The following is a 21,499-nucleotide window of genomic DNA, read 5'->3' on the forward strand; positions in this document are numbered from 1 at the left end:
TATAAACATGAAAAAACAGTTGTGGGGGATATCCCTGTTCTCATTATTTCTGACCGTTCCTGCCTTTGCCGTCGTGCAGCCTTATAAACAGGTCGCGGGAGATTGTAAAGTGGAGTTGAAGCAAGATACGCTGACGCTCGAAAACAGCCTGATCAAGAGATGCTGGCTCTGGAATAACGGTAATCTGATTACCTGTAAGTTAAAAGATAAGAAGAATGGCTTGGAATGGCAGACGCGGAACAGCCAGCCTGATCTTGCTCTTCCCGGGGAGAAGAAGGAGGGTGATGGCGCGACTATCCGTGCCGAGGAAATACCTGCATCTTTGCAGTTCACCCGGCATCTGCGTGTCTTTGTGGAGTATGCAATCGGAGATCTGCAGGTGAGAAAGGTCTTTAAAGTGTACCCGGACTGTCCGGCTATCGCTTGTGAACTGTATCTGAAAGGGAAGGCGTCGCAGAAATGGGTAAAGACTTTGGATAATCCGGCTGACTTGCAGAATATAGAGAAGCTGACGCAGAATTCGCAAGGAGGCAATGTCCCGGTGATGGAACAGCTTGTGCTGGAAGGCAAGCATTGGCAGTTGGAGGCTGTGGAGTTTTTTGATGTCACCGACCGTTTCAATACGTTAGTTCGTCCGGTGCGTGCACTTTCCTACAGGGATTGTCTCTACAGGGGTAACCTGTTGTTTGCGGAGAATACGGAGAAGGAAGCCGGCTTTTTCATGTTGAAGGAGGCGCCTACTTCCAACGTGCAGCTCTATTATCCGGGAGGAGATTTCATGGTTAGTGAAGGAACTTTCCGTATGGTCGGGCTCGGTATTGACAGTGCGGATGTGAAGGTAGATGAATGGACAAAGGCCTATAGCTATGTGACCGGTACCTACCGTTCCGGCGAGAAACAGAAACGGATGGCCCTTCGGAATTACCAGATGCGCATCCGTCCGTTCCTGCAAGACCGCGATGAGATGGTGATGCTGAATACTTGGGGAGACAGAGGGCAGGACACGCGTGTGAACGAGGCTTTCTGTCTGAAGGAACTGGAATTGGCTTCCCGCTTGGGCATTACGCATTTCCAGATAGACGACGGATGGCAGGCGGGGCGCAGTGCTAATTCCGCCTATGGGGGCAGTTTTAAGAATATCTGGGATAATCCGGATTACTGGACGCCCGATCCCGGCCGTTTCCCGAATGGCCTGGCGCCGATTGTAGAGCGGGGGAAAGAGTTAGGTATCGAGGTCTGCCTCTGGTTCAACCCCAGCATCCAGCATGATTATGCCGACTGGCAGAAAGATGCCGATGCATTGATCGCCTTGTATGAGAAATATGGCATCCGGACCTTTAAGATCGACGGTACATTCTTTGATAATAAATTGTCCGAAAGTCGCCTGCGCAGCCTGTACGACCGGGTGATGGAGGCGACCGGATGGAAAGCCGTGCTGAACCTGGATGCAACAGCCGGACGGCGGGGCGGTTATTTCTTCTTTAATGAATATGGAAATATCTTCCTGGAAAACCGGTACACGGATTGGGGTAACTATTATCCGTACTGGTCCTTGCGTAATTTATGGATGCTTTCGCGTTATGTCGCCCCTCAGTCCTTACAGATCGAGTTCCTGAACAAATGGCGTAACGGCGATAAATATAAGGGCGACAGGTTTGCCCCGGCAACTTATTCCTTCGATTATCTGTTTGCCATAACGATGGCGGCCCAACCGCTGGCTTGGTTCGAAGCTTCGAATTTGCCGGATGAGGCTTTCCCGACAGGCGAGGTAATCAAGAAGTATAAGGCAATTCAACACGACTTCCATACCGGCTCCGTTTTCCCGGTCGGAAATGAGCCTTCGGGCAAGTCTTGGTGCGGCTTCCAGTCGATAAAGGAGAAGAAAGGATATTTCCTTGTGTTCCGCGAATACAATGACGCTGAATCCTTCGACATGGATACTTTCTTCGAACCGGGCGACGAAGTCGAGTTCAAACCCGTCATCGGTGCCGGAAAAGCCTTTCGCTCCATCACCAGCGGAAACGGACGGATTCGTTTCTCCCTTCCGCAACCGAATAGCTATGCGTTGTATAGTTATCGGGTTTTATAAGTATATTTGCCGGTAGAATATTATAAAACTAAAATAAAGAAGACGATGGAAGAATCTAAAAAAAGACTTTATCGTTCCAATAAGGGGATGATTGCAGGTGTTTGTGGCGGGATCGCGGATTATTTCGGCTGGGACCCGACATTAGTGCGTATCGGATACATATTATTGAGTATCTTTACGGTGTTTTCCGGGGTGATCGCCTATCTGATCCTCTGGATGGTTATACCTAAACAACCTTATTAATAAAGAATGAATTTTGAATTATCTTCTCCATTCAGTCCGACGGGCGACCAGCCGGAAGCGATTGCGGCTCTGTCCGACGGTATAAAGAGTGGTGTGCCTTTCCAGACCTTGTTAGGGGTAACGGGGTCCGGAAAGACGTTTACAATTGCCAATGTGATCAAGGAGGTGAAGAAACCGACCCTGATCTTGAGTCATAACAAAACGCTTGCAGCACAGTTGTACAGCGAGTTTAAGGCGTTCTTTCCGAATAATGCCGTCGAGTATTTTGTTTCTTATTACGATTATTATCAACCGGAAGCCTACTTGCCGAGTACGGATACTTACATCGAAAAGGATTTGCAGATCAATGACGAGATCGACAAGTTGCGTCTGCGGGCTACTGCTTCGCTGCTCTCCGGGCGGAAAGATGTCATTGTCGTCTCTTCTGTTTCCTGTCTCTATGGTATGGCGGACCCGACTGCTTTTGCAGAGAAGGTGACGCATCTGGAAAAGGGAATGCGTATCGACCGCGACAAGCTGTTGCGCCGTTTCGTGGATGCCCTCTATGTCAATAATAAACTGGAATTTAACCGGGGTTGCTTTCGGGTAAACGGGGACACGGTCGATATCTTTCCGGCGATTGAAACCTTTGACGGGGCTGCTTACCGCATTGAGTTTTGGGACGATGAGATAGACCGCATCTCTTCGTTCGACCCACAGACCGGACAGGAGATTGACGAGCAGGACGAACTGAATATCTATCCGACGAACCTTTTTGTCACTACGCAGGAACGTATCAACATGGCTATCGGGCAGATCGATGTGGACTTAGGTACACAGGTGAAATTCCTGCAAGAGATCGGCAAACCTTACGAGGCAAAGCGTTTGTATGAACGGGTTACTTTCGACCTGGAGATGATACGCGAACTGGGACATTGTTCCGGTATCGAGAACTATTCCCGTTATTTCGACGGCCGCCAGGCGGGTGAACGTCCTTTCTGCCTCTTGGATTATTTTCCGAAAGATTTTATGCTGGTCGTGGACGAGAGCCATGTGACGATCCCGCAAATACGGGCGATGTACGGGGGCGATTATTCTCGTAAGAAGAACCTGGTGGAATATGGCTTCCGATTGCCGGCAGCGATGGATAACCGGCCGCTTACGTTCGACGAGTTCGAATCGTTGACCCCGCTGGCTATTTATGTCAGTGCGACGCCTGCCGATTATGAGTTAGAGAAGAGCGAAGGTATCGTGGTCGACCAGGTGATCCGTCCGACCGGACTGCTTGATCCGGTGATCGAAGTGCGTCCGACGCTGAACCAGATTGACGATCTGATGGAAGAGATAACGAAACGTTCTGCTGTGGACGAACGTGTCCTGGTTACGACACTGACAAAACGCATGGCGGAAGAGTTGACCACCTATTTGATGCGGATGGGAGTCCGTTGCAACTATATCCACAGTGATGTCGACACGCTGGAGCGTATCCAGATCATGGATGACCTCAGGAAAGGGCTGTTTGATGTGCTGATCGGTGTCAATCTGCTTCGTGAAGGGCTCGACCTGCCGGAAGTTTCGCTGGTCGCCATTCTGGATGCCGACAAAGAAGGCTTCCTCCGCTCGCACCGCTCCCTGACACAGACTGCCGGACGTGCGGCCCGAAACGTGAACGGAAAGGTAATCTTCTACGCTGACAAGATAACCGACAGTATGCGTCTGACAATGGACGAAACGGCACGCCGCCGTGAAAAGCAGCTTGCCTACAATGAGAAACATGGCATCACGCCTCGTCAGGTGATCCGGAACAGCGTTTCTCTGATGGCGGAAAAACAGCAACCTGTTACGGGTGAACCGTATGCTTATGTGGAGCCGGAACCGAGCCTGGTCGCAGATCCGGTGGTTCAGTATATGAACCGCGCGCAGCTTGAAAAGGCTATCGAACGGACGAAGAAGCAGATGATGGAAGCGGCTAAGAAGCTGGAATTTATCGAAGCAGCCCAGTTCCGTGACGAATTGGTGAAGTTAGAGGATCTGTTGGGAACAAAAAAGGAATAAAAAGAGCGTTATGAAACTGAAGTATCTGATATTGTTACTGTTGCTTCTCTCTTTCTCTGCCGGAAATGCGCAGTCTGTCGAAGACAAGGCGGTCTATGACCGGTATTGCCGGGCGATGGAATCGAAGAAGGCTTTGCCGACGGGTGAACTGATGGTGGAAACGGCCCGTTTCTTCTTGGGAACTCCTTATGTGGCCGGTACATTGGAAAAGGAACCGGAAGACTTGGTTGTTAATCTGCGCGAACTGGATTGCATGACGCTGGTCGAGAATACGGCTGCTTTAGTTCGTTCTTTGAAGGAGCAACATCCGTCATTCGATCTTTATATGTCCGCTCTGAAAGGGATGCGTTACCGGAAACCGGATAAGGCTGCACTGGATTATACGGACCGCCTCCATTATACTTCCGACTGGATTTATGAGAACGAACGGAGAGGCTACTTGAAAGATGTCACGAAAGAGATAGGAGGAGAACCGCTTATGTTGGACCTCTTTTTTATGTCTATGCATCCGGGCAGTTACAAACAGTTGAATGGGCACCCTGATCGTGTGGCAATAATGGCGGCGAAAGAGCGGGAAGTCAGTGCCCGGCCGTACTATTACATCCCGCAGGACGAGATCAATGCACATGCCGGAAAGATCCGGAACGGCGATATTGTTTGTTTTGTGACGACTATAAGGGGATTGGATATTTCTCATGTCGGCATTATCTGCCGGGAAGGGGAGAAGCTGACCTTTATCCATGCCTCGACTTCTAAGAAACAGGTGATTGTGAATGAGGAGCCGTTGCTGGAATATGTGCAGAGCATCAAGCGTAACAGCGGCATAATGATTGTCCGCCCGCAATTCTGACGGTTACTGGAAGAGTTCGAATGCAAACTTGAATCCGATGCCGTCATATTTCAATTTATCGAATCCGACAAAGGCGGCGACGTTGAAGATGTGATTACCGAAACCGTATCCTATTTCCGTATAGCTGGGCTTGATCGGCATCCACAACTGGCTGAGGTAGAAACGTTCCGAAATGATATGTTTGGTTGCTTCCGGTTTGAACAGCTGGATGAGCATAAACGGGCTTTCATACATGAGATGGCCTTGCACGTATTTGTCGGAGGCGTTGAACCATACACTTCTCAGCTGATGGAAGACACCCCCGAAATCATCTCCTCCCCACGACTCGGGGAAGTTATGCCGGGTGAAATACCGGTAATCGGCAAAATAGGTTGATTTCTGGTTTGTGTACATACCTCCGCTAATGTGATAGTTAAACCGGCGGGATAGCCCCAGGTAAATGCTTTGGTGGATATCGGCCTCTATGCGTCCGTAATTTCCGCTACTCTTCCATACGCCGGGTATGGATTGCCCGAATTCCAGGGAAATAGTAGGATAGTAGGAGTAGAGATACTCTTTACGATAACCGTCCATCCAGTAATACTGCCTGGGTGTATAGGAGAAACCGATCGTTGGTATGAAGTCGTGATAGTTTTCATTGATAATTTCCGTTACGCCGTCTCCCGGATCGATCGCGCTTTTCCGGGTTGGAACACGGCGGTGGTATGAGATACCGGTCGTTAGTTGAAAACCGTTGAACAACTCGATCTGATTTTTGAGCTCGATGTAGTAGTGCTTAAAGTATTCCAGATCCAGATTGTCGAAGTTGAAGGCGGAGTCTTTCAACTGCTCGTTGATTTCCTCCATGATCTTGGATGAGTATCCTTGGTTGGTGTTTCCAAGGCTGAGACTTAGGGCGCCTCGCTTTTCCGGAAGATATTCCCAGTCTCCTCCAAACTTGAAAAACAATTCTTTTCGTTTGAAGACGAAACCGATCTCCGGACGGAAACGTAGCTGGCGGTCCCGTTTGAATGTCTTGCTGAAGCGGACCTGTTGCCTGTAGGTAATGCCGTTTCGTCCTGAATAGCCTAACTGAAAAGGATTCAGTATGCCGGAATACTTCAGACGAGTGGTCTTGTAATCCAGATTGATCGTATTGGTTAGCTTTTCCGTTATTTTCAGATACCTCTGGATATTGCCGGTATCGCTTTTTTGTAGGACTGCAATGTTTTTCTTTTCGTATTTTATCGCTTCTTCTTTGGTCAGCGGTATGTCCCGTTTTTTGTTCCAGTAGCAGCTGTCGCTTATGATCGGGATCGTGTCGGATGATAGCCGGTAATATCCTGTCAAGTCGAGCGGTTTGTATTTTTTACTTTCGTAATCTTCTTCCACCCATTCGACTGCATTGTACTTGAAAGAGGTGTGATAGGAGCTGGCGATGGCATTCCCTAATACGTGATACCGGAGAAAGAGGTCGGCTTTTTGCGGCAGGATGAAATGGCGGTAATCACGCCCGAATGTCATGACGAGGTTGAACTCGGCAAAGGAGAAGCGTCCGTTCACGTCGATCTTGTCGATACGCCAGTTCTTATCTGTGATATAAAGATCCCCGCATATGAGTTTCTGGCTCCATAGTTTGGGCATGAAGCGTATCTTGTATATTTTCAGATTATCGACAATTTCAATACTCTCCAGGTTGAAGTTGTAGAACTTGAATGCTTCGTTGGCGACTGGCATAATGATTCCCTCATTATAGATGGTTGGTGAGTAGACATTCAGGTTCAGGAATGTCAGGACTTCCTGTTGCTTAGCCCCATTCGGGATGCTGTTTCCGTATAGCGCCTCGAAATTGTGTTGGTAATTATTGGGTGCGTTGAATTTGGATTGACTCACCATCTCGAAAATCATGTCCTTATTCCTTCTGTCTACCGGAAAAAGATGATGGGCAAAGCGCATTAAAACGTTTCGTTTGAGGATTTCCGTTTTGCCTTTGATATAGATTTCGGCTTCATACCGGTTAACGGCAGTCTTATATTTATCGGCATTTTCGATTACCATTCTCATAATAGAATCTCCTTGCTGAGATGAGACTGTTTTAGGTGTTCTTCCCAGCAATAAAAGATTTCCATAACTACCGTCAGGGTTAGCTAAGGCATTCGCTGCGATAAAAAGCAGAATGATTATATTAATATACTTTTTCAACAAATTATCGTCCCTTTCTTTACAAACGTAATTAATAAAATCGAATTTCCAGGCTAAAGAGTGTAAAATGTTTATGAATTTAGTAAATTATCAGATTAAACATATTATGCTTTTAAAAGAAAAGTATTACATTTGTGCTTCACAAGTATGTTATATAGCAGTCGTGGTTAAACAACAAAAAGAAGAGGTCGATCTATCGGCCAGTTTGGCAGAAGTATGGAGAGTCCTGACCGAAAAGGAACGGGATGTGCTCCGTAATAATTCGACGATCCAGCATTTCAAACGTAACGAGTTGATATATTGCGAGGGCGACGAACCGAGGGATATGATGTGCTTATTAAAAGGCAAGGTGAAAATCTTTAAAGAAGGTGTAGGCGGTCGAAGCCAGATCATCCGGATGATTAAGCCTGTGCAGTACTTTGGTTACCGGGCAAATTTTGCTCAGGAAAACTATCTGACGAATGCTTCTGCTTTTGAGGCTTCGACAGTATGCCTGATTCCGATGACGATTGTTACTGACCTTTTAATGGGAAATGCGAATCTTGCAATGTTTTTTATCCGCCAACTTTCTCTCGATTTAGGAATCGCTGACGAACGTACAGTCAACCTTACCCAGAAACATATCCGGGGTCGTCTGGCAGAATCGTTGTTGTTCCTGAAAGATAGTTACGGCTTGGAAGAAGATGGGGCAACGTTGAGTATTTACCTGTCTCGTGAAGATTTGGCAAATCTCTCTAACATGACAACATCCAATGCTATCCGTACATTGTCTACATTTGTCGCTGAGCGTATTATCGCAATCGATGGTCGAAAGATCAAGCTGATAGACGAAGATAAGCTCAGAAAGATAAGTAAGATGGGATAATGGAATAAATTGAAGATTGAGAGTTGAAAATTGAAAATTAAAAGACTGAGAGGTCTCTGTAATAATTTTCAATTTTCAACTCTCAATTTTTAATTATAAAGCTTCCCTGATACGGACCAGCCGTGTCAGTAATCCTTCCAGTAAATCAAGTTGCAGCATGTTAGCCCCGTCTGATTTGGCCTTGGATGGTTCCGGATGGGTTTCGATGAATAATCCGTCGGTTCCGACAGCAATGGCTGCTTTGGCTATTGTTTCGATCAAAGCAGGAAGTCCGCCTGTTACGCCGGAAGTCTGGTTCGGCTGCTGCAGGGAATGGGTGACATCCATGATAACCGGATAACCGAACTGCTGCATTTGAGGAATTCCCCGATAATCCACGACCAAGTCGGTATAACCGAATGTTGTGCCTCTTTCCGTAATCATAATATTGTTATTTCCGGCGTCGGCTACCTTTTGTACGGCAAACTTCATGGCTTCCGGTGAAAGGAATTGTCCTTTTTTGATGTTGACGATCTTACCTGTTTTGGCTGCGGCAACCAATAAGTCTGTCTGGCGGCAAAGGAAAGCCGGGATTTGCAGGACTTCGACATATTCGGCCGCCATTGCGGCTTCTGTCGTTTCATGGATATCTGTGACTGTCGGGATATCGAATGTCTCACTGACTTTGCGCAGTATCTTGAGCGCTTTCTCGTCTCCTATGCCAGTAAAGGAATCCAGGCGTGAACGGTTGGCTTTCCGGTATGATCCTTTGAATACATACGGGATGTTCAGTTTATTCGTGATGCCGACCACTTTTTCGGCAATGCGCAGTGCCATCTCTTCTCCCTCTATCACGCAAGGGCCTGCCATCAGGAAGAAGTTATCGTTGTTTTTTAAATCGTTTATTGTTATCATAATCGTTATATGTTGTTTTGTCTCAATAACTCCAATGTCTTCTCGATCTTTTCCTCTGTCGGTAATGTCGCGTCTATCCAATGAATGGTGCTTCCCCGGCGTTCCATTCCGCGGAACCATGTCATTTGCCGTTTGGCGAATTGGTGGATGGCGATTTCCAATTGTGAAACCATTTCCTCATAAGACAGTTCGCCTATTATATATAATGTTAGGTATTTATATTCCAGTCCGTAATAAATCAGGTCTTCCGGCTTTACGCCCGAATCAATGATGCCGCGTACTTCATCTACCATCCCTTCATCCAGGCGGGTGCGCAAGCGGCGGGAAATCTTTTCGCGCCGTAACTCGCGGTCAATGTCGATACCGATGATCAGGCTGTTGATCGGGTCGTATTCGTTTGCATCCGGAGCTTCGTTCTTGTAATATTCTTCAATCTCGATTGCGCGGATGGCGCGTTGGGCCGTATCTACGTCTGTCTTGTTGTGTAAAGTCTTATAGCTGGCAAGTATTTGTTCCAGTTCCGGGAGTGATTTGTCTTTTAATGACTCACGCAGTTCCGGGTTCTGGGGAACATCCAGCAGCTTATAACCTTTCAATACGGCTTCTATATACATTCCCGTACCTCCGCAGAGAACAGGCAGTTTCCCTTTCTCCCGGATCGATTCGTAAGCCCGGAAGAAATCGTGCTGATATTCGAATACGTTATATTTGTATCCCGGATCGCAGATGTCGATCAGGTGGTAAGGAATTGCTTTTCCGTCTACCGTATAATCGGCCAGGTCTTTCCCTGTCCCGATATCCATCGAACGGTAAATCTGTCTGGAGTCGGCGCTGATAATCTCCGTGTCCAGCCGGGCGGCGAGTGCAGCGGCAAATGTTGTCTTGCCGGAGGCTGTCGGCCCTAAAACAGTGATAAGTTGATAGGCATCCATAGTGGTACAAAGGTAGACAAAAAAAGCCGCAACCAGAAGGATGCGGCTTTTAAACTATATAATCTTATGATTATCCGTTTACAGATGCCATGTGAGCTACCAGGTCAAGAACCTTGTTAGAATAACCGATTTCGTTATCATACCAAGAAACAACCTTTACGAATGTATCTGTCAAAGCGATACCAGCTTTAGCATCGAAGATAGAAGTACGAGCGTCGCCCAGGAAGTCAGAAGAAACAACTGCATCTTCAGTGTAACCCAGGATACCTTTCAGTTCGCCTTCAGAAGCTTCCTTCATAGCTGCGCAGATTTCTGCGTAAGTTGCCGGCTTAGCCAAGTTAACTGTCAAGTCAACAACAGAAACGTCCAGAGTCGGAACACGCATTGACATACCAGTCAATTTGCCGTTCAAAGCCGGGATAACTTTACCTACAGCCTTAGCAGCACCTGTAGAAGAAGGGATGATGTTGCCAGAAGCAGCACGACCACCTCTCCAGTCCTTCATAGACGGACCGTCAACAGTCTTCTGAGTAGCAGTAGTTGAGTGAACAGTTGTCATCAAACCGTCTGTGATACCGAACTTGTCGTTCAGAACCTTAGCGATAGGAGCCAAACAGTTAGTAGTACAAGAAGCGTTAGAAACGAACTGAGTACCCTTAACATAAGTTTTTTCGTTTACACCGCAAACGAACATTGGAGTGTCGTCCTTAGAAGGAGCAGACATTACAACATATTTAGCGCCAGCTTCGATATGAGCCTGAGCTTTTTCTTTTGTCAGGAACAGACCTGTTGATTCAACAACATATTCTGCACCGATTGCATCCCATTTCAAATCAGCAGGATTTCTTTCTGCAGTTACACGGATAGCTTTACCGTTTACAATCAGTTTGCTGTTTTCAACGTCAGCTTCAATAGTTCCGTCGAACTGACCGTGCATAGTGTCATATTTCAGCATATATGCCAAGTAATCAACCGGGCAAAGGTCGTTAATACCTACGATCTGAATATCGCTTCTCTTCTGAGCAGCACGGAAAACGAAACGTCCGATACGGCCGAAACCGTTAATACCTACTTTAATCATTGTAATAAAACTTTTATGGGTTTATTAAAAATAATAATTTTATATCCGAATTAGCGTCTACAAGGAGTAGCACACGAGCTTGAAAAGTTTGTTGTATCTCATTCCTTGTTTTTAACGACTGCAAATTTAGTCATTTTTTTTATTGTTTGGGAAATAGAACGAGAAAAATATGCCCTCTAACATAAATTAATTGTTGAGGCTTATTTCTTTTTCTTAAAAAGTTTCCTTATTATCCATGTCTGGACCTTTTGTATCCCCCAAGCGGTCAGTAATGGGCGTGCAACGTCCCAAGCGACGGGTAGTAAACTCTGTGCAACAGAAAGATAATCGGAAAATCCCAACGACAGGGAGGGCACTTCCGAAGCCGGTTGCACGGACTGGCTGTTTTCTGTTCCTTTGGATTTAGCTTTTGTGTTTGGGAATAAAAGAGCGGAGACACCCGAGAGTAGCAGGCTACCGGCATTCTCTTGTATGTATGAGAAATCGGTATTCAATTTCTGTTCCTGTAGCACGCATGCCTGTTGGATGCGGCGGCGGTCAGAAATCAGTTTCTCCAGCGGGGTCTGTTGCTGCTTGTTCATTGTCTGTCGCGTTTGTTTTATCGTCATTTGTTGTCAATGCAGAGATCACAACGTTCAATACCTTGTTGCTGATTCTGTCTTTGTTCATTATAATAATTCCGATCAGTATCAGATAGAGGATGGCGACCACGCCAAACCCCGAGCCGACCGATCCGAACAGGTCACCGAGGAAGAAACCTAAAGCCAGGAAGATGAACAGAATTGCAAAGAAAGCCAGAAACAACAAAATAACACCATACGAAAGGACGGCAATCACTTTCCCCGTCCTCTCGTATGTGTTTAATTTTAGGAGTTCGAGCTTCAACTCCACGTAAGCCGAAAGGTCATCTTTCAGCTCCCGGAAGATTTCTCCTGAGTCTTTCTCCATACAAACTTATTCTGCTACGATTTCTTCTGTAGTTTTTGCAACTTCGGCTTTACCCTCTTTGTATTTAGCAAGAGCAGAATTGAAGCCTTCTTTTACTTTTCCAACTACACCATTCAATTCTTCTAATAGTTGTTCTCTTTTATCTGTTGCTGCCAGATAACCAACTGCAGCGCCAACGGCTGCACCAACTACTAATCCCAGTAATAATTTAGAATCTACATTTTTCATAACTCTTTCTTTTTATAATGTTGCTACTAAGATAACGAATATACTTGAATGATAGTTTACTTCGGCCTTAACTTTTAGGGTTAATTAATGTTATGGTTTTTGAACTTTCACCGCAACCCAATTATTCTTCTCTGTGTGCGACAACAAGGTGAGTCCGTTGCGCTTGCATTCTTCCTCGATGGCGGGAATGTCCTGTGTATAGAAACCACTCATGAAGAGTAGCGCTCCCGGTTTCATGCAGTCGTTGTAGTGGCGGATGTCATTCAGCAGGATATTCCGGTTGATATTGGCGAATACGATATCGAATTGTCCGGCACTTGCGATTTGTTCGGCGCCGCCGAGCGCGACCTGTATGTCGTCTGTATTGTTGAGGCGGATGTTTTCGAGCGCATTGTTATAGGCCCATTCGTCAATATCGATGGCGACAACACGTCCGGCTCCTTTCATGCGGGCAAGGATGGCCAATACGGCTGTTCCGCATCCCATGTCGAGCAGTTCTTTCCCGGCCAGGTCCAGTTTGAGCATTTCGCTGATCATCAGATAAGTCGTTTCGTGGTTGCCGGTTCCGAAAGCCATTTTCGGGTCGATGATAATGTTATAGGTATAGCCCGGTTCGTGTTCGTGGAAAGAGGCGCGGATAATGCAGTCTTTGCCGATGCGGATCGGTTTGAAGTAATTCTTTTCCCACTCTTCGTTCCAGTCCTTGCTTTCCACCAAAGATTCGGTGTAATGGATCTCGACATTTTCCAGCGGGAAAGCGGCAAGTTTCTCCTGCAAGCTCTTTACATTATATAATTGATCGGAAATATACCCAAGCAGTCCGCTTTCGTTTTCGGTAAAACTTTCAAAGCCGATTTCTCCCAGTTCGGCGGCCAGTACGTCGTTAATGATGGAAGTCTCGATAGGAGAGTCGTAGGTGAAAGTGAGTTCGTAATAATTCATATCTTTTTGTTTAACCTGTTTATACTGACAAATATAGTAATTATTATCAAAAACATAAGATATAAAATCATTTTTAGGAATGGAATAAGACCTGAAAGCTTTTCCTTTGACTGCAAAAGTCATGCTATTAACAGATTAAATCGCAACGATATGAAAAAGACAACACTATTGCTTTTGATCGCTTTGATTTTCGGTTGGGCGGGATGTACGTCCGATTCGACAGTAAAAGTAGAGAATCTCCGGTTGGAGATGAAAGAAAATCCGTTAGGAATTAATGTGATGCAACCTCGCTTCTCCTGGCAAATCGTTTCCGATAGGCCGGATTTGGCACAAGTCTCTTATCAGATACAGGTGGCCGCATCTCCCGAACAGTTAGAATCAGGAGAAGGCCTTTTGTGGGATTCGGGCGTAGTCCGTTCGGATCAATCGGTGCTGGTTCCGTATGCAGGGAAAGCGCTCAAATCGGGAAAGCCTTATTTCTGGCGTGTAAAGTTAGCGACTAATCAAGGCGACAGTCCCTGGAGCGATGTCGGAAGCTGGTCGATGGCCCTGCTCGATGACTCGGAATGGAAAGCGACTTGGATCGGTGAGGATGCCCTTTCCAATCCGGGCGAAGAAATAGGAGTGGCCGGTGGAAACAATAAAACCCGTCTTGCCGCCCGTTACCTGCGTAAAGAGTTTACGGCAGACAAGGCGGTGAAGCGGGCTGTCCTGTATATCTCCGGTCTCGGCTCGCACGAGGCTTATCTGAACGGAAAGAAGGTGAGCGAAGATGTTTTTGCCCCGATGCCTTCCTTATATTATAAGCGTGTATATTATAATGTATATGATGTGACGGATTTACTGGCTGCCGATAAGAATACGCTGGGCGTGATATTGGGTAACGGCCGCTTCTTCTCCATGCGTAATCCGGGTATGAAAACGTTTGGTCTGCCCCGTTTGTTGGCACAGCTTCAGATTGAATATGCCGACGGGTCGCAGGCAACAGTTGTCAGCGATGCTTCCTGGAAAATCACTTCAAAAGGACCGATCGTTGCCAATAACGAGTTTGATGGCGAAGAATATGACGCCCGCTTAGAAATGGCAGGCTGGAACACGAATGGTTATGACGATGGCGCCTGGAAAACTCCCGACGTAATGGAAGCTCCGGCCGGAAAGCTGACTGCACAGCAGAATCCGAATATCCGGGTACAGGAAACCTTGAAACCGGTTGCCATCTTTGAACGTCCCGACGGCAAATATATCCTGGATATGGGACAAAATATGGTCGGCTGGTTGTCCATAAACCTGAAAGGGAAAAAAGATCAACCCGTCTCCATGACGTTTGCCGAACTGTTGCAGAAAGACGGTTCGCTCTACTTGGCAAACCTGCGTAAAGCGTTGGTGACAGATATTTATACGCCAGCCAAAGACGGCGATTTCAGTTGGCAACCCCGTTTTGTCTATCATGGTTTCCGTTTTGTGGAAATCTCCGGGCTTGATTATAAACCTGAATTGTCTGCTTTTACCGGCCATGTGATTTATGACCGGATGGCGACGACCGGATGTTTTGAGACTTCCAATCCGTTGGTGAACCAGATACATCAGAACTCTTATTGGGGAATCCGCAGTAATTACCGGGGCATGCCGACCGATTGTCCGCAGCGTGACGAACGCCTCGGCTGGCTGGGTGACCGTGCGACGGGCGCTTATGGCGAAGCGTTTATCTTCGATAACTCCCGATTGTATAATAAATGGTTGCAGGATATCGAAGACTCCATGAGTCCGGAAGGCAGCATCTCGGATGTTTCTCCGAACTATTGGACGATTTATGCAGACGATGTGACCTGGCCGTCCGCCTTCTTCTATGTCGCCGATATGCTGTATCGCCAATATGGTGACGACAGTGCGATCCGCACGCATTATCCGGCCATGAAACGTTGGATGGCACATATGGAAGCAACGACCATGCAGGATTATATTATGACGAAAGACCAGTATGGCGACTGGTGTATGCCTCCCGAATCGCAGGAACTGATTCACTCGCAAGATCCTTCCCGTAAGACAGACGGGGCGATTCTCAGCACGACTGTTTATTATGATTTGCTGAATAAGATGATCGGTTTTGCCCGTATCTGCGGACAGGAAGCCGATATCCCCGGATTCGAATCGCTTGCCGCTAAGATGAAAGAAGCCTATAATGCTAAGTTCTTTGATCAAGAGACGGCGCAATATGGAAATAACACGGTGACAGCCAATATCCTGTCCTTGCGTCTCGGACTCGTGCCGGAAGGATACGAAGGCAAAGTGTTCAAAAATATAGTGGATAAGACAGAAGGCGACTTCGGCGGCCATGTCAGCACCGGAGTGTTGGGAATCCAGCATCTGATGCGCGGACTGACCGAATACGGACGTGTGGATATGGCTTATAAAATCCTGACAAACGAAACATATCCGAGTTGGGGCTACATGATCAGGAATGGCGCAACGACGATCTGGGAACTTTGGAACGGTGACACGGCTGATCCTGCGATGAACTCGGCCAACCATGTGATGCTGCTCGGCGACCTGCTGATCTGGTATTACGAAGACCTGGCCGGTATCAAATGCGCTCCTGATGCCGTCGGGTTTAAAAAGTTGGTGATGGAACCTGTGTTTCCCGACGGCCTGGACGAAGTCTCCGCTTCCTATCGGTCTGTTTACGGCGAGATCAAGAGCGCTTGGACAAAGAAGAACGGCGACTTTAGCTGGGATATCACATTGCCGGGCAACACGACGGCGATTGTCCGCATACCGAAAGAATACGTTGTGACGGTCGGTAATCTGCCGGGCGTACGGCGAGTTTCGGCGACGGAAGGATATACAGAGATCGAGATCGGTTCCGGAAGCTATCATTTTGGAAAATAGTTTCAAAAAGATTTGGATGATAAATTAAGAAACAGTAATTTTGCACACTGAATTCCGCAGAGGGTAAACAAGTGATGCTTAGATGTGTATCCACCCCCGGGACATAACCTGTTTAAATAGAAAAAAGACAGATGTACGTAATCGTAGAAATCAACGGACAGCAGTTCAAAGCTGAAGAAGGCAAGAAGTTGTTCGTTCATCACATTCAGAACGCAGAAAGCGGTGCTGTTGTGGAATTTGACAAAGTGTTGTTGGTTGACAACAATGGAGAAGTTAAAGTAGGTGTTCCTACTGTAGAAGGCGCAAAGGTAGTATGCGAAGTACTGTCTCCGCTGGTAAAAGGTGATAAAGTGCTGATCTTCCACAAGAAGAGAAGAAAAGGTTATCGTAAATTGAACGGTCACCGTCAGCAGTTCACTGAAGTGAATGTAAAAGAAATTGTTGCTTAACGTTTAAAGGAGAAAAGAAGAAATGGCACATAAGAAAGGTGTGGGTAGTTCTAAGAACGGCCGTGAATCACAAAGTAAGAGATTAGGTGTTAAGCTTTTCGGTGGCGAAGTTGCTAAAGCTGGTAACATTTTGGTTCGTCAGAGAGGAACTGTTCATCATCCGGGTGAAAACGTTGGTATCGGTAAGGACCACACGTTGTACGCATTGGTTGATGGCGTAGTAACTTTCCGCAGAGGTAAAGAAAACCGTTCTTTTGTTTCTGTAAAAGAAATCGTTGCAGAAGCATAAGTACCGGTATTATAGAATAAGAAAAAAGGATATTCGCTTGGCGGGTATCCTTTTTTTGTGTTCGGCTTTTGCCACCCGGCAAATCATCCCGCATCAGCCAATATGTATATTTTATGCGTCCGATAGCCCACGCTTTGGATGATTCCGTTGGTGAGGAATTGCTTGATGTCGTTTTGCGCAGCATAGTAGGTACAACTGTTTAACGCCGCATAATCCGAGACATTGATAGACGGATGATTTTGGAGATATTCCAGCATTTTCTTTTTTCTTCCGTTCCGGTCTGTGCTTGGAACGTTCTGTCGCTTTATCACCTGCAGTTGGTTTTGTTTCACTCGTTCTTTCAGTTGCTTGGCGCAGCGGAAATTTACGCCATGCACACGAATCGTACATCGCTCTTTGCCTTTATTATCCACCTCTTGCGTGCATCGCAGGGAAGGGGAGAAATAGCCCAAGCCTTCCAGCTCGACACTGTAGCCGTCGGCCAGTTCCCGCCCGATGTATTGTCCCAGCGCTTCCAGGACACCTTTGATGTCGGAAGAAGTGATGGAGCAACTGTCGCTAAGTATGTAACAAATTTCTTCCATCCTTTTTGTGCCGTGCAGGATGGCGCGCGCATAAGGTTTTTGTTTGTGGTCGCCGCTGGTTGGCGTCTTGTAAATGCTGAATTTGATTCTACCCATTATTATGTATATTGTTTTTGGTGTTGTCGAAAATATAAACGAGGACGTCGGAAATATTTTTGAGGGCGTCAATTATATTTCGGACGCCCTCGGAAAACGCTTCCCTATAATACAAATATACGAAATTTGAGGTCGAATGTCAAGAGGAATGTTGAATTATCTTGTTTGTTCGGATATAATGCGTACCTTGCCGCACATTATGGATCAAAATTGAAGTTATGAGTGTTGATACTACAAAAGATATGCCAAAGCCGGTACATCCTTTAGCTACGAATATTTTGCGTTTACATGATTATTTGTTGGCTCCTGACGAAGTGGTCTTGTTCGACGCCCTGGTTGTCAAGTCTATATCCTTCCATTATAAGACTTTCTACTATTCGCAGCAGCGGATCGAACGGGAGATGCGCATCAAGCGTACCCGCTTCGAGAAGATTGTCAAAATGTATGAAGAGATGGGATGGCTGACGACTTATATCGACAAAATTCCTGAAACAGACGGGCAGATCCGCTATTTTTATGTGAATTTCACGACGCTTGCCCAGCCGGAAACATTGGGAAAAATCGTGCGTGGCGAATCCGGATTGTTTGCGGATATGCAGGCTTATATGCTCTATCATTCCGACATGGCCTATAAAGCCAGCACTCCGGCTACCCGCCAGGAAGAACGGAAAAAGAAAAAGGACAGTGAGATCGTGGAGGAAATTCGGGTGATCTTACAAGATACGATGAATGAGCGTCGCAAAATGTATAACAATGGAGAAATAACGGATGAAAAACCGAAACGGACATTACTTATGACTACCCTTGCCTTGACGACGCAGCAGAAAAATTCATTATTGGAATTGAACTATCGCTATGGTACGGAAGCGATTCGTCAGTCTTTTACGGCTTATTACGATTGTGTGTTGGAAGGTGATTCTTATAAGCCGAAGAATCTGCTCAACTATTTCTTATCGAAAGACAAGTTTAGTAGCGATTATGGCATCTTTACGGACTGTTTGAATGGATTTTCGTTGGCTTATTCCGGCCCCAGGAAGCGATAATGTCTGCAAATGGGAAAGCCTTGTTGTATTAGACATAGGGGCTGTTGATTTCAACAAAGCGGTATGTTGTTTCCTGCACGAGGCATGTTGTTTCCTGCCAATAAAGTATATAATATTATAAAGATATTATTTATATAAATTTAAAGATAAAAAACAAAAAGCACTTTTTCTATTCGAATAGTGGAAGTTTTGGAGTGAGTGAGCTTTTTATTGAGTGAAAAAGTATATAATGTTTTTTAGAATTATGTATAGAAACTACCAAGTAGTTTTCTATCTTTGTATAAGCTGCAAATTAGATGCTTTTATAAAAGATGTCGGTGTAAATGTCGGTGCAAATGTCGGTGTAAACGAGGGGAAGATTCCTTGTTCGTATGGGAAGTGCCAAAGGCGGATATTGGATCGTGAATAGGTAGATTACGATATCTGTTAGCTGATATTGAGTGATATATATTTAAACGTTCTAACATTATGAAAACAAAAAAACTCCTTTTATTGGCAACATCCCTCTTTTTAATGGGGAGCCAGGTTGTAAGTTCCCAGTCAAAAACAGGAGACTTGCCAGTATTTGATTTCTCAAAAGATTATCCTCAGACAAAGATGCGCCTTCAGGAAATCGCAGATATTGAATATGTTCCGTTGGAGACGACCGATGATATTTTGTTGAGCGGAATGGCGTCGCTTTCTGCTGTTACCGACAAATATATTCTCGTGCATGAATTTCAACGAGGTGATATATTTGTTTTCGATCGTAAGACAGGGAAACTTTATTCTCATTTTAACCATAAAGGTTCGAGTGGCATGGAATATACCTGGATTAAGAATGGTACGCTTTTGGATGAAAAGAAAGAAGAGATATATGTATGCTCTCAATATATTTTTGTGTATTCGTTGAAAGGAGAATACAGGCGGACTTTGAAAATAAATGGTTTCGGGCATGGCATGAAGATTTTTAATTTTGATGATGAATCGTTGCTGATTTACGACGATGTAACTATAGTGCCGGGCCGTGAAAAAGAGACTACAAAAGATCCTTATCGCCTTGTTTCAAAGAAAGACGGCAGTCTGATTTCTGTATTGGATATTCATTTTTCTAAAAGATATTCAAACGCTATAATACAGAAAGATGGTAATATGTATAGGCCTTATCAATTTTCTTATCTCCATAACATGCATTACGGCCAGGACTTGGTGATTATGGATATATCATCTGATACACTGTTTCTACTATCTCCCAATAAAGGATTGACTCCCATCCTAACCCGTAAACCGTCGGTTCATGCTTCTGAACCTCGGAATATATGGACGCCCTTTTTCACAACTGATAAATTTATACAGTTCGGAACGTTTCTTTTGGATTTTAATTCGAAAGGAGGAGGACCAATGCCGACATTTATGTATGATTTTAAAACCGGTGAAATAAGTAAACTGTCTATTTTAGACGCTGAATTAGGAGTGAAGCCTTGGGGTAGTTTAGATGAATGGGGTCCTGGATCGACCCCGTCTATCGCCAAAAATATGGCAGCCGAAATGATTCAGGCGTCGTCTATGATAGAGGCTTATCAAAAGAAAAGACTGGTAGGAAATGGGAATAAAGTAGCAAAGGCACTTGTTGAAGATGACAATCCGGTGGTGAGGATTCTTAAATTCAAATAACAGGAATAGTAGTGTTTTTATTGATTATTCGTTATAAATTGGAAAATGCTATATTTGTACAATCATGGAAGAAAACAAGGATTTAGTTGTTATATACAACCAGGCTTCGGATATTATTAAAACTGCTATTCTACAAGCTCAAGAGCGTGCGGTAAAGCACATCACCCGCGAGCAATTGGCTTTATATTATGGCGTTGGCCGTTTTATATCCTTGAACACTCGGCAAGGACGTTGGGGTGTTGGTGCTATAGATCGTATAAGTGAACGTTTACAAAGAGAATTGCCGGGTTTACGGGGGTTTTCTCCTCGTAGTTTGCGATATATGCGTACTTTTTATGAAGAGTGGAATACTGATAATGATAATTCGGAAATCGTAATTTCCAATTCATCAAAAGAAGAGAATAATATAATTTGGAAATCGCAATTTCCAAATTTGGGAGAAGCAGATTTACATGCTTTTTTTAATGTAGCATTTACTCATCATACGGAGATTCTGAAATATGTGAAGCCTTTGGAGGAACGTTTGTTTTACATTCGGCTTTGTGCCACTGAACGTCTTTCTGTAGATGGTCTTAAAAAAGCTATTCGAAGTGATGTATTTCATCGTCAAGGTCAGATGCCGAACAATTTTTCACAATGCATTCCTGATAGTACGTTAGCATTGCGAACAATAAATATGTTTAAAGATGAATATCTACTTGATTTTATTAATGTGGAGGAATTAGGGGAGCGTGACAGGGGCGAGATAGACGAGCGAGTGGTAGAAATGGAAATCGTGCATAATGTGAAAAAGTTCATTATGACTTTTGGGCGTGATTTTGCTTTTGTCGGTAATCAGTATCATTTGGAAGTGTTTGGTATAGACCATTTTCCTGACTTGATTTTCTTTAATCGCGAACTCAATGCATTAGTTGTGGTGGAGTTGAAGAAAGGGACATTTAAACCGGCTTATTTAGGTCAGTTGTGTACCTACTTACGCCTTGTTGATGACCAAATGCGTAAACCGCACGAGAATCCTACTATTGGTATTGTACTTTGTAAAAGTGCTGATAAGGAATATGTGGAATACGTTATTCAAGATTACGACAAGCCGATGGGGGTCGCTACGTATCGGGCATCTGCCGATATGCCAGAAAAGTTGCGTAAGGCGTTGCCAGATATTGAAGATCTTAAAAAGCTATTGTAGCTCTATGGATAATAAGGCTTATGAAA

Annotated in this window: 20 protein-coding genes; 11 read left to right on the forward strand and 9 right to left on the reverse strand. The window is 45.2% G+C overall.

What is annotated here, in order from left to right; all coding sequences use genetic code 11:
* Positions 1–7 precede the first annotated feature (7 nt).
* Genes DWW90_RS06965 through DWW90_RS06980 form a run of 4 tightly spaced genes read left to right on the forward strand, consistent with a single transcriptional unit; the run spans position 8 to position 5,216 of the window.
* Complete coding sequence (locus tag DWW90_RS06965; protein WP_122344460.1) at positions 8–2,089, forward strand: alpha-galactosidase; 2,082 nt, start codon at positions 8–10, stop codon at positions 2,087–2,089.
* Between the two features lie 45 nt (positions 2,090–2,134).
* Complete coding sequence (locus tag DWW90_RS06970; protein WP_115499086.1) at positions 2,135–2,332, forward strand: PspC domain-containing protein; 198 nt, start codon at positions 2,135–2,137, stop codon at positions 2,330–2,332.
* Positions 2,333–2,338: 6 nt separating this feature from the next.
* A complete protein-coding gene (gene uvrB / locus DWW90_RS06975; RefSeq protein WP_122344461.1) occupies positions 2,339–4,366 on the forward strand; it encodes an excinuclease ABC subunit UvrB in 2,028 nt (675 codons plus the stop codon).
* 10 nt (positions 4,367–4,376) lie between these two features.
* Positions 4,377–5,216: an N-acetylmuramoyl-L-alanine amidase-like domain-containing protein gene (locus DWW90_RS06980; protein WP_122344462.1), complete on the forward strand. Its 840-nt coding sequence runs from the start codon at positions 4,377–4,379 to the stop codon at positions 5,214–5,216.
* A gap of 3 nt (positions 5,217–5,219) precedes the next feature.
* On the opposite strand, the gene DWW90_RS06985 is transcribed toward DWW90_RS06980, so the two are convergent.
* Positions 5,220–7,397, reverse strand: a complete 2,178-nt coding sequence (locus tag DWW90_RS06985) for a DUF5686 family protein (protein ID WP_233547666.1) — start codon at positions 7,395–7,397, stop codon at positions 5,220–5,222.
* 163 nt (positions 7,398–7,560) lie between these two features.
* On the opposite strand from DWW90_RS06985, the gene DWW90_RS06990 reads away from it, so the two are divergent.
* Positions 7,561–8,262, forward strand: a complete 702-nt coding sequence (locus DWW90_RS06990) for a Crp/Fnr family transcriptional regulator (protein ID WP_115499112.1) — start codon at positions 7,561–7,563, stop codon at positions 8,260–8,262.
* 93 nt (positions 8,263–8,355) lie between these two features.
* On the opposite strand, the gene kdsA is transcribed toward DWW90_RS06990, so the two are convergent.
* From kdsA to prmA, 7 genes are all read right to left on the reverse strand, one after another.
* Positions 8,356–9,156: a 3-deoxy-8-phosphooctulonate synthase gene (kdsA, locus tag DWW90_RS06995; RefSeq protein ID WP_122344464.1), complete on the reverse strand. Its 801-nt coding sequence runs from the start codon at positions 9,154–9,156 to the stop codon at positions 8,356–8,358.
* A gap of 5 nt (positions 9,157–9,161) precedes the next feature.
* Positions 9,162–10,088, reverse strand: a complete 927-nt coding sequence (gene miaA / locus DWW90_RS07000) for a tRNA (adenosine(37)-N6)-dimethylallyltransferase MiaA (RefSeq protein WP_122344465.1) — start codon at positions 10,086–10,088, stop codon at positions 9,162–9,164.
* A 70-nt stretch (positions 10,089–10,158) separates the two neighbouring features.
* A complete protein-coding gene (gap, locus tag DWW90_RS07005) occupies positions 10,159–11,169 on the reverse strand; it encodes a type I glyceraldehyde-3-phosphate dehydrogenase (protein WP_115499080.1) in 1,011 nt (336 codons plus the stop codon).
* A gap of 200 nt (positions 11,170–11,369) precedes the next feature.
* Positions 11,370–11,750: a hypothetical protein gene (locus DWW90_RS07010; RefSeq protein WP_115499079.1), complete on the reverse strand. Its 381-nt coding sequence runs from the start codon at positions 11,748–11,750 to the stop codon at positions 11,370–11,372.
* Entirely contained in the window at positions 11,707–12,117 is a 411-nt protein-coding gene (locus tag DWW90_RS07015; protein ID WP_115499078.1) for a phage holin family protein, read from the reverse strand. The genes DWW90_RS07010 and DWW90_RS07015 overlap by 44 nt, the downstream gene beginning before the upstream one ends.
* Before the next feature lie 6 nt (positions 12,118–12,123).
* Complete coding sequence (locus tag DWW90_RS07020; protein WP_115499077.1) at positions 12,124–12,345, reverse strand: YtxH domain-containing protein; 222 nt, start codon at positions 12,343–12,345, stop codon at positions 12,124–12,126.
* A 90-nt stretch (positions 12,346–12,435) separates the two neighbouring features.
* A complete protein-coding gene (gene prmA, locus DWW90_RS07025; protein ID WP_122344511.1) occupies positions 12,436–13,287 on the reverse strand; it encodes a 50S ribosomal protein L11 methyltransferase in 852 nt (283 codons plus the stop codon).
* Between the two features lie 150 nt (positions 13,288–13,437).
* Here prmA and DWW90_RS07030 point away from each other — a divergent pair, with 150 nt between their 5' ends.
* The 3 genes from DWW90_RS07030 to rpmA all read left to right on the forward strand — a co-directional run bounded on the left by DWW90_RS07030 (position 13,438) and on the right by rpmA (position 16,911).
* Positions 13,438–16,173 carry an alpha-L-rhamnosidase gene (locus DWW90_RS07030; protein WP_122344466.1) on the forward strand — a complete coding sequence of 912 codons (2,736 nt, stop codon included), beginning with the start codon at positions 13,438–13,440 and terminating at the stop codon, positions 16,171–16,173.
* Positions 16,174–16,304: 131 nt separating this feature from the next.
* Positions 16,305–16,622 carry a 50S ribosomal protein L21 gene (gene rplU / locus DWW90_RS07035; protein WP_115499075.1) on the forward strand — a complete coding sequence of 106 codons (318 nt, stop codon included), beginning with the start codon at positions 16,305–16,307 and terminating at the stop codon, positions 16,620–16,622.
* A gap of 22 nt (positions 16,623–16,644) precedes the next feature.
* Positions 16,645–16,911, forward strand: a complete 267-nt coding sequence (gene rpmA, locus DWW90_RS07040; protein ID WP_115499074.1) for a 50S ribosomal protein L27 — start codon at positions 16,645–16,647, stop codon at positions 16,909–16,911.
* An 83-nt stretch (positions 16,912–16,994) separates the two neighbouring features.
* On the opposite strand, the gene DWW90_RS07045 is transcribed toward rpmA, so the two are convergent.
* On the reverse strand, positions 16,995–17,591 hold the full coding sequence (locus DWW90_RS07045) for an HU family DNA-binding protein (protein WP_122344467.1): 597 nt from the start codon (positions 17,589–17,591) through the stop codon (positions 16,995–16,997).
* A gap of 218 nt (positions 17,592–17,809) precedes the next feature.
* Here DWW90_RS07045 and DWW90_RS07050 point away from each other — a divergent pair, with 218 nt between their 5' ends.
* The 3 genes from DWW90_RS07050 to DWW90_RS07060 all read left to right on the forward strand — a co-directional run bounded on the left by DWW90_RS07050 (position 17,810) and on the right by DWW90_RS07060 (position 21,473).
* The gene (locus DWW90_RS07050) at positions 17,810–18,634 is read left to right on the forward strand and encodes a hypothetical protein (RefSeq protein ID WP_122344468.1); all 825 of its coding nucleotides are present in this window, start codon (positions 17,810–17,812) and stop codon (positions 18,632–18,634) included.
* Positions 18,635–19,102: 468 nt separating this feature from the next.
* On the forward strand, positions 19,103–20,287 hold the full coding sequence (locus tag DWW90_RS07055; protein WP_122344469.1) for a 6-bladed beta-propeller: 1,185 nt from the start codon (positions 19,103–19,105) through the stop codon (positions 20,285–20,287).
* A gap of 64 nt (positions 20,288–20,351) precedes the next feature.
* Positions 20,352–21,473 (forward strand): YhcG family protein, encoded by a 1,122-nt coding sequence (locus tag DWW90_RS07060; RefSeq protein WP_199662180.1) that lies wholly within the window; start codon positions 20,352–20,354, stop codon positions 21,471–21,473.
* Positions 21,474–21,499 lie beyond the last annotated feature (26 nt).

The sequence above is a fragment of the Parabacteroides sp. AF17-28 genome (assembly GCF_003479205.1).
Lineage (GTDB): Bacteria > Bacteroidota > Bacteroidia > Bacteroidales > Tannerellaceae > Parabacteroides > Parabacteroides acidifaciens.

Coding starts and splice junctions, on each gene's coding strand:
- DWW90_RS07015 (WP_115499078.1), bottom strand. CDS start 12,117: ATGGAGAAAGACTCAGGAGAAATCTTCCGGGAGCTGAAAGATGACCTT.
- DWW90_RS06965 (WP_122344460.1), top strand. CDS start 8: ATGAAAAAACAGTTGTGGGGGATATCCCTGTTCTCATTATTTCTGACC.
- prmA (WP_122344511.1), bottom strand. CDS start 13,287: ATGAATTATTACGAACTCACTTTCACCTACGACTCTCCTATCGAGACT.
- kdsA (WP_122344464.1), bottom strand. CDS start 9,156: ATGATAACAATAAACGATTTAAAAAACAACGATAACTTCTTCCTGATG.
- DWW90_RS07055 (WP_122344469.1), top strand. CDS start 19,103: ATGAAAACAAAAAAACTCCTTTTATTGGCAACATCCCTCTTTTTAATG.
- rpmA (WP_115499074.1), top strand. CDS start 16,645: ATGGCACATAAGAAAGGTGTGGGTAGTTCTAAGAACGGCCGTGAATCA.
- miaA (WP_122344465.1), bottom strand. CDS start 10,088: ATGGATGCCTATCAACTTATCACTGTTTTAGGGCCGACAGCCTCCGGC.
- DWW90_RS06980 (WP_122344462.1), top strand. CDS start 4,377: ATGAAACTGAAGTATCTGATATTGTTACTGTTGCTTCTCTCTTTCTCT.
- DWW90_RS07010 (WP_115499079.1), bottom strand. CDS start 11,750: ATGAACAAGCAGCAACAGACCCCGCTGGAGAAACTGATTTCTGACCGC.
- DWW90_RS07030 (WP_122344466.1), top strand. CDS start 13,438: ATGAAAAAGACAACACTATTGCTTTTGATCGCTTTGATTTTCGGTTGG.
- DWW90_RS06970 (WP_115499086.1), top strand. CDS start 2,135: ATGGAAGAATCTAAAAAAAGACTTTATCGTTCCAATAAGGGGATGATT.
- DWW90_RS07045 (WP_122344467.1), bottom strand. CDS start 17,591: ATGGGTAGAATCAAATTCAGCATTTACAAGACGCCAACCAGCGGCGAC.
- rplU (WP_115499075.1), top strand. CDS start 16,305: ATGTACGTAATCGTAGAAATCAACGGACAGCAGTTCAAAGCTGAAGAA.
- DWW90_RS07050 (WP_122344468.1), top strand. CDS start 17,810: ATGAGTGTTGATACTACAAAAGATATGCCAAAGCCGGTACATCCTTTA.
- uvrB (WP_122344461.1), top strand. CDS start 2,339: ATGAATTTTGAATTATCTTCTCCATTCAGTCCGACGGGCGACCAGCCG.
- DWW90_RS07060 (WP_199662180.1), top strand. CDS start 20,352: ATGGAAGAAAACAAGGATTTAGTTGTTATATACAACCAGGCTTCGGAT.
- gap (WP_115499080.1), bottom strand. CDS start 11,169: ATGATTAAAGTAGGTATTAACGGTTTCGGCCGTATCGGACGTTTCGTT.
- DWW90_RS07020 (WP_115499077.1), bottom strand. CDS start 12,345: ATGAAAAATGTAGATTCTAAATTATTACTGGGATTAGTAGTTGGTGCA.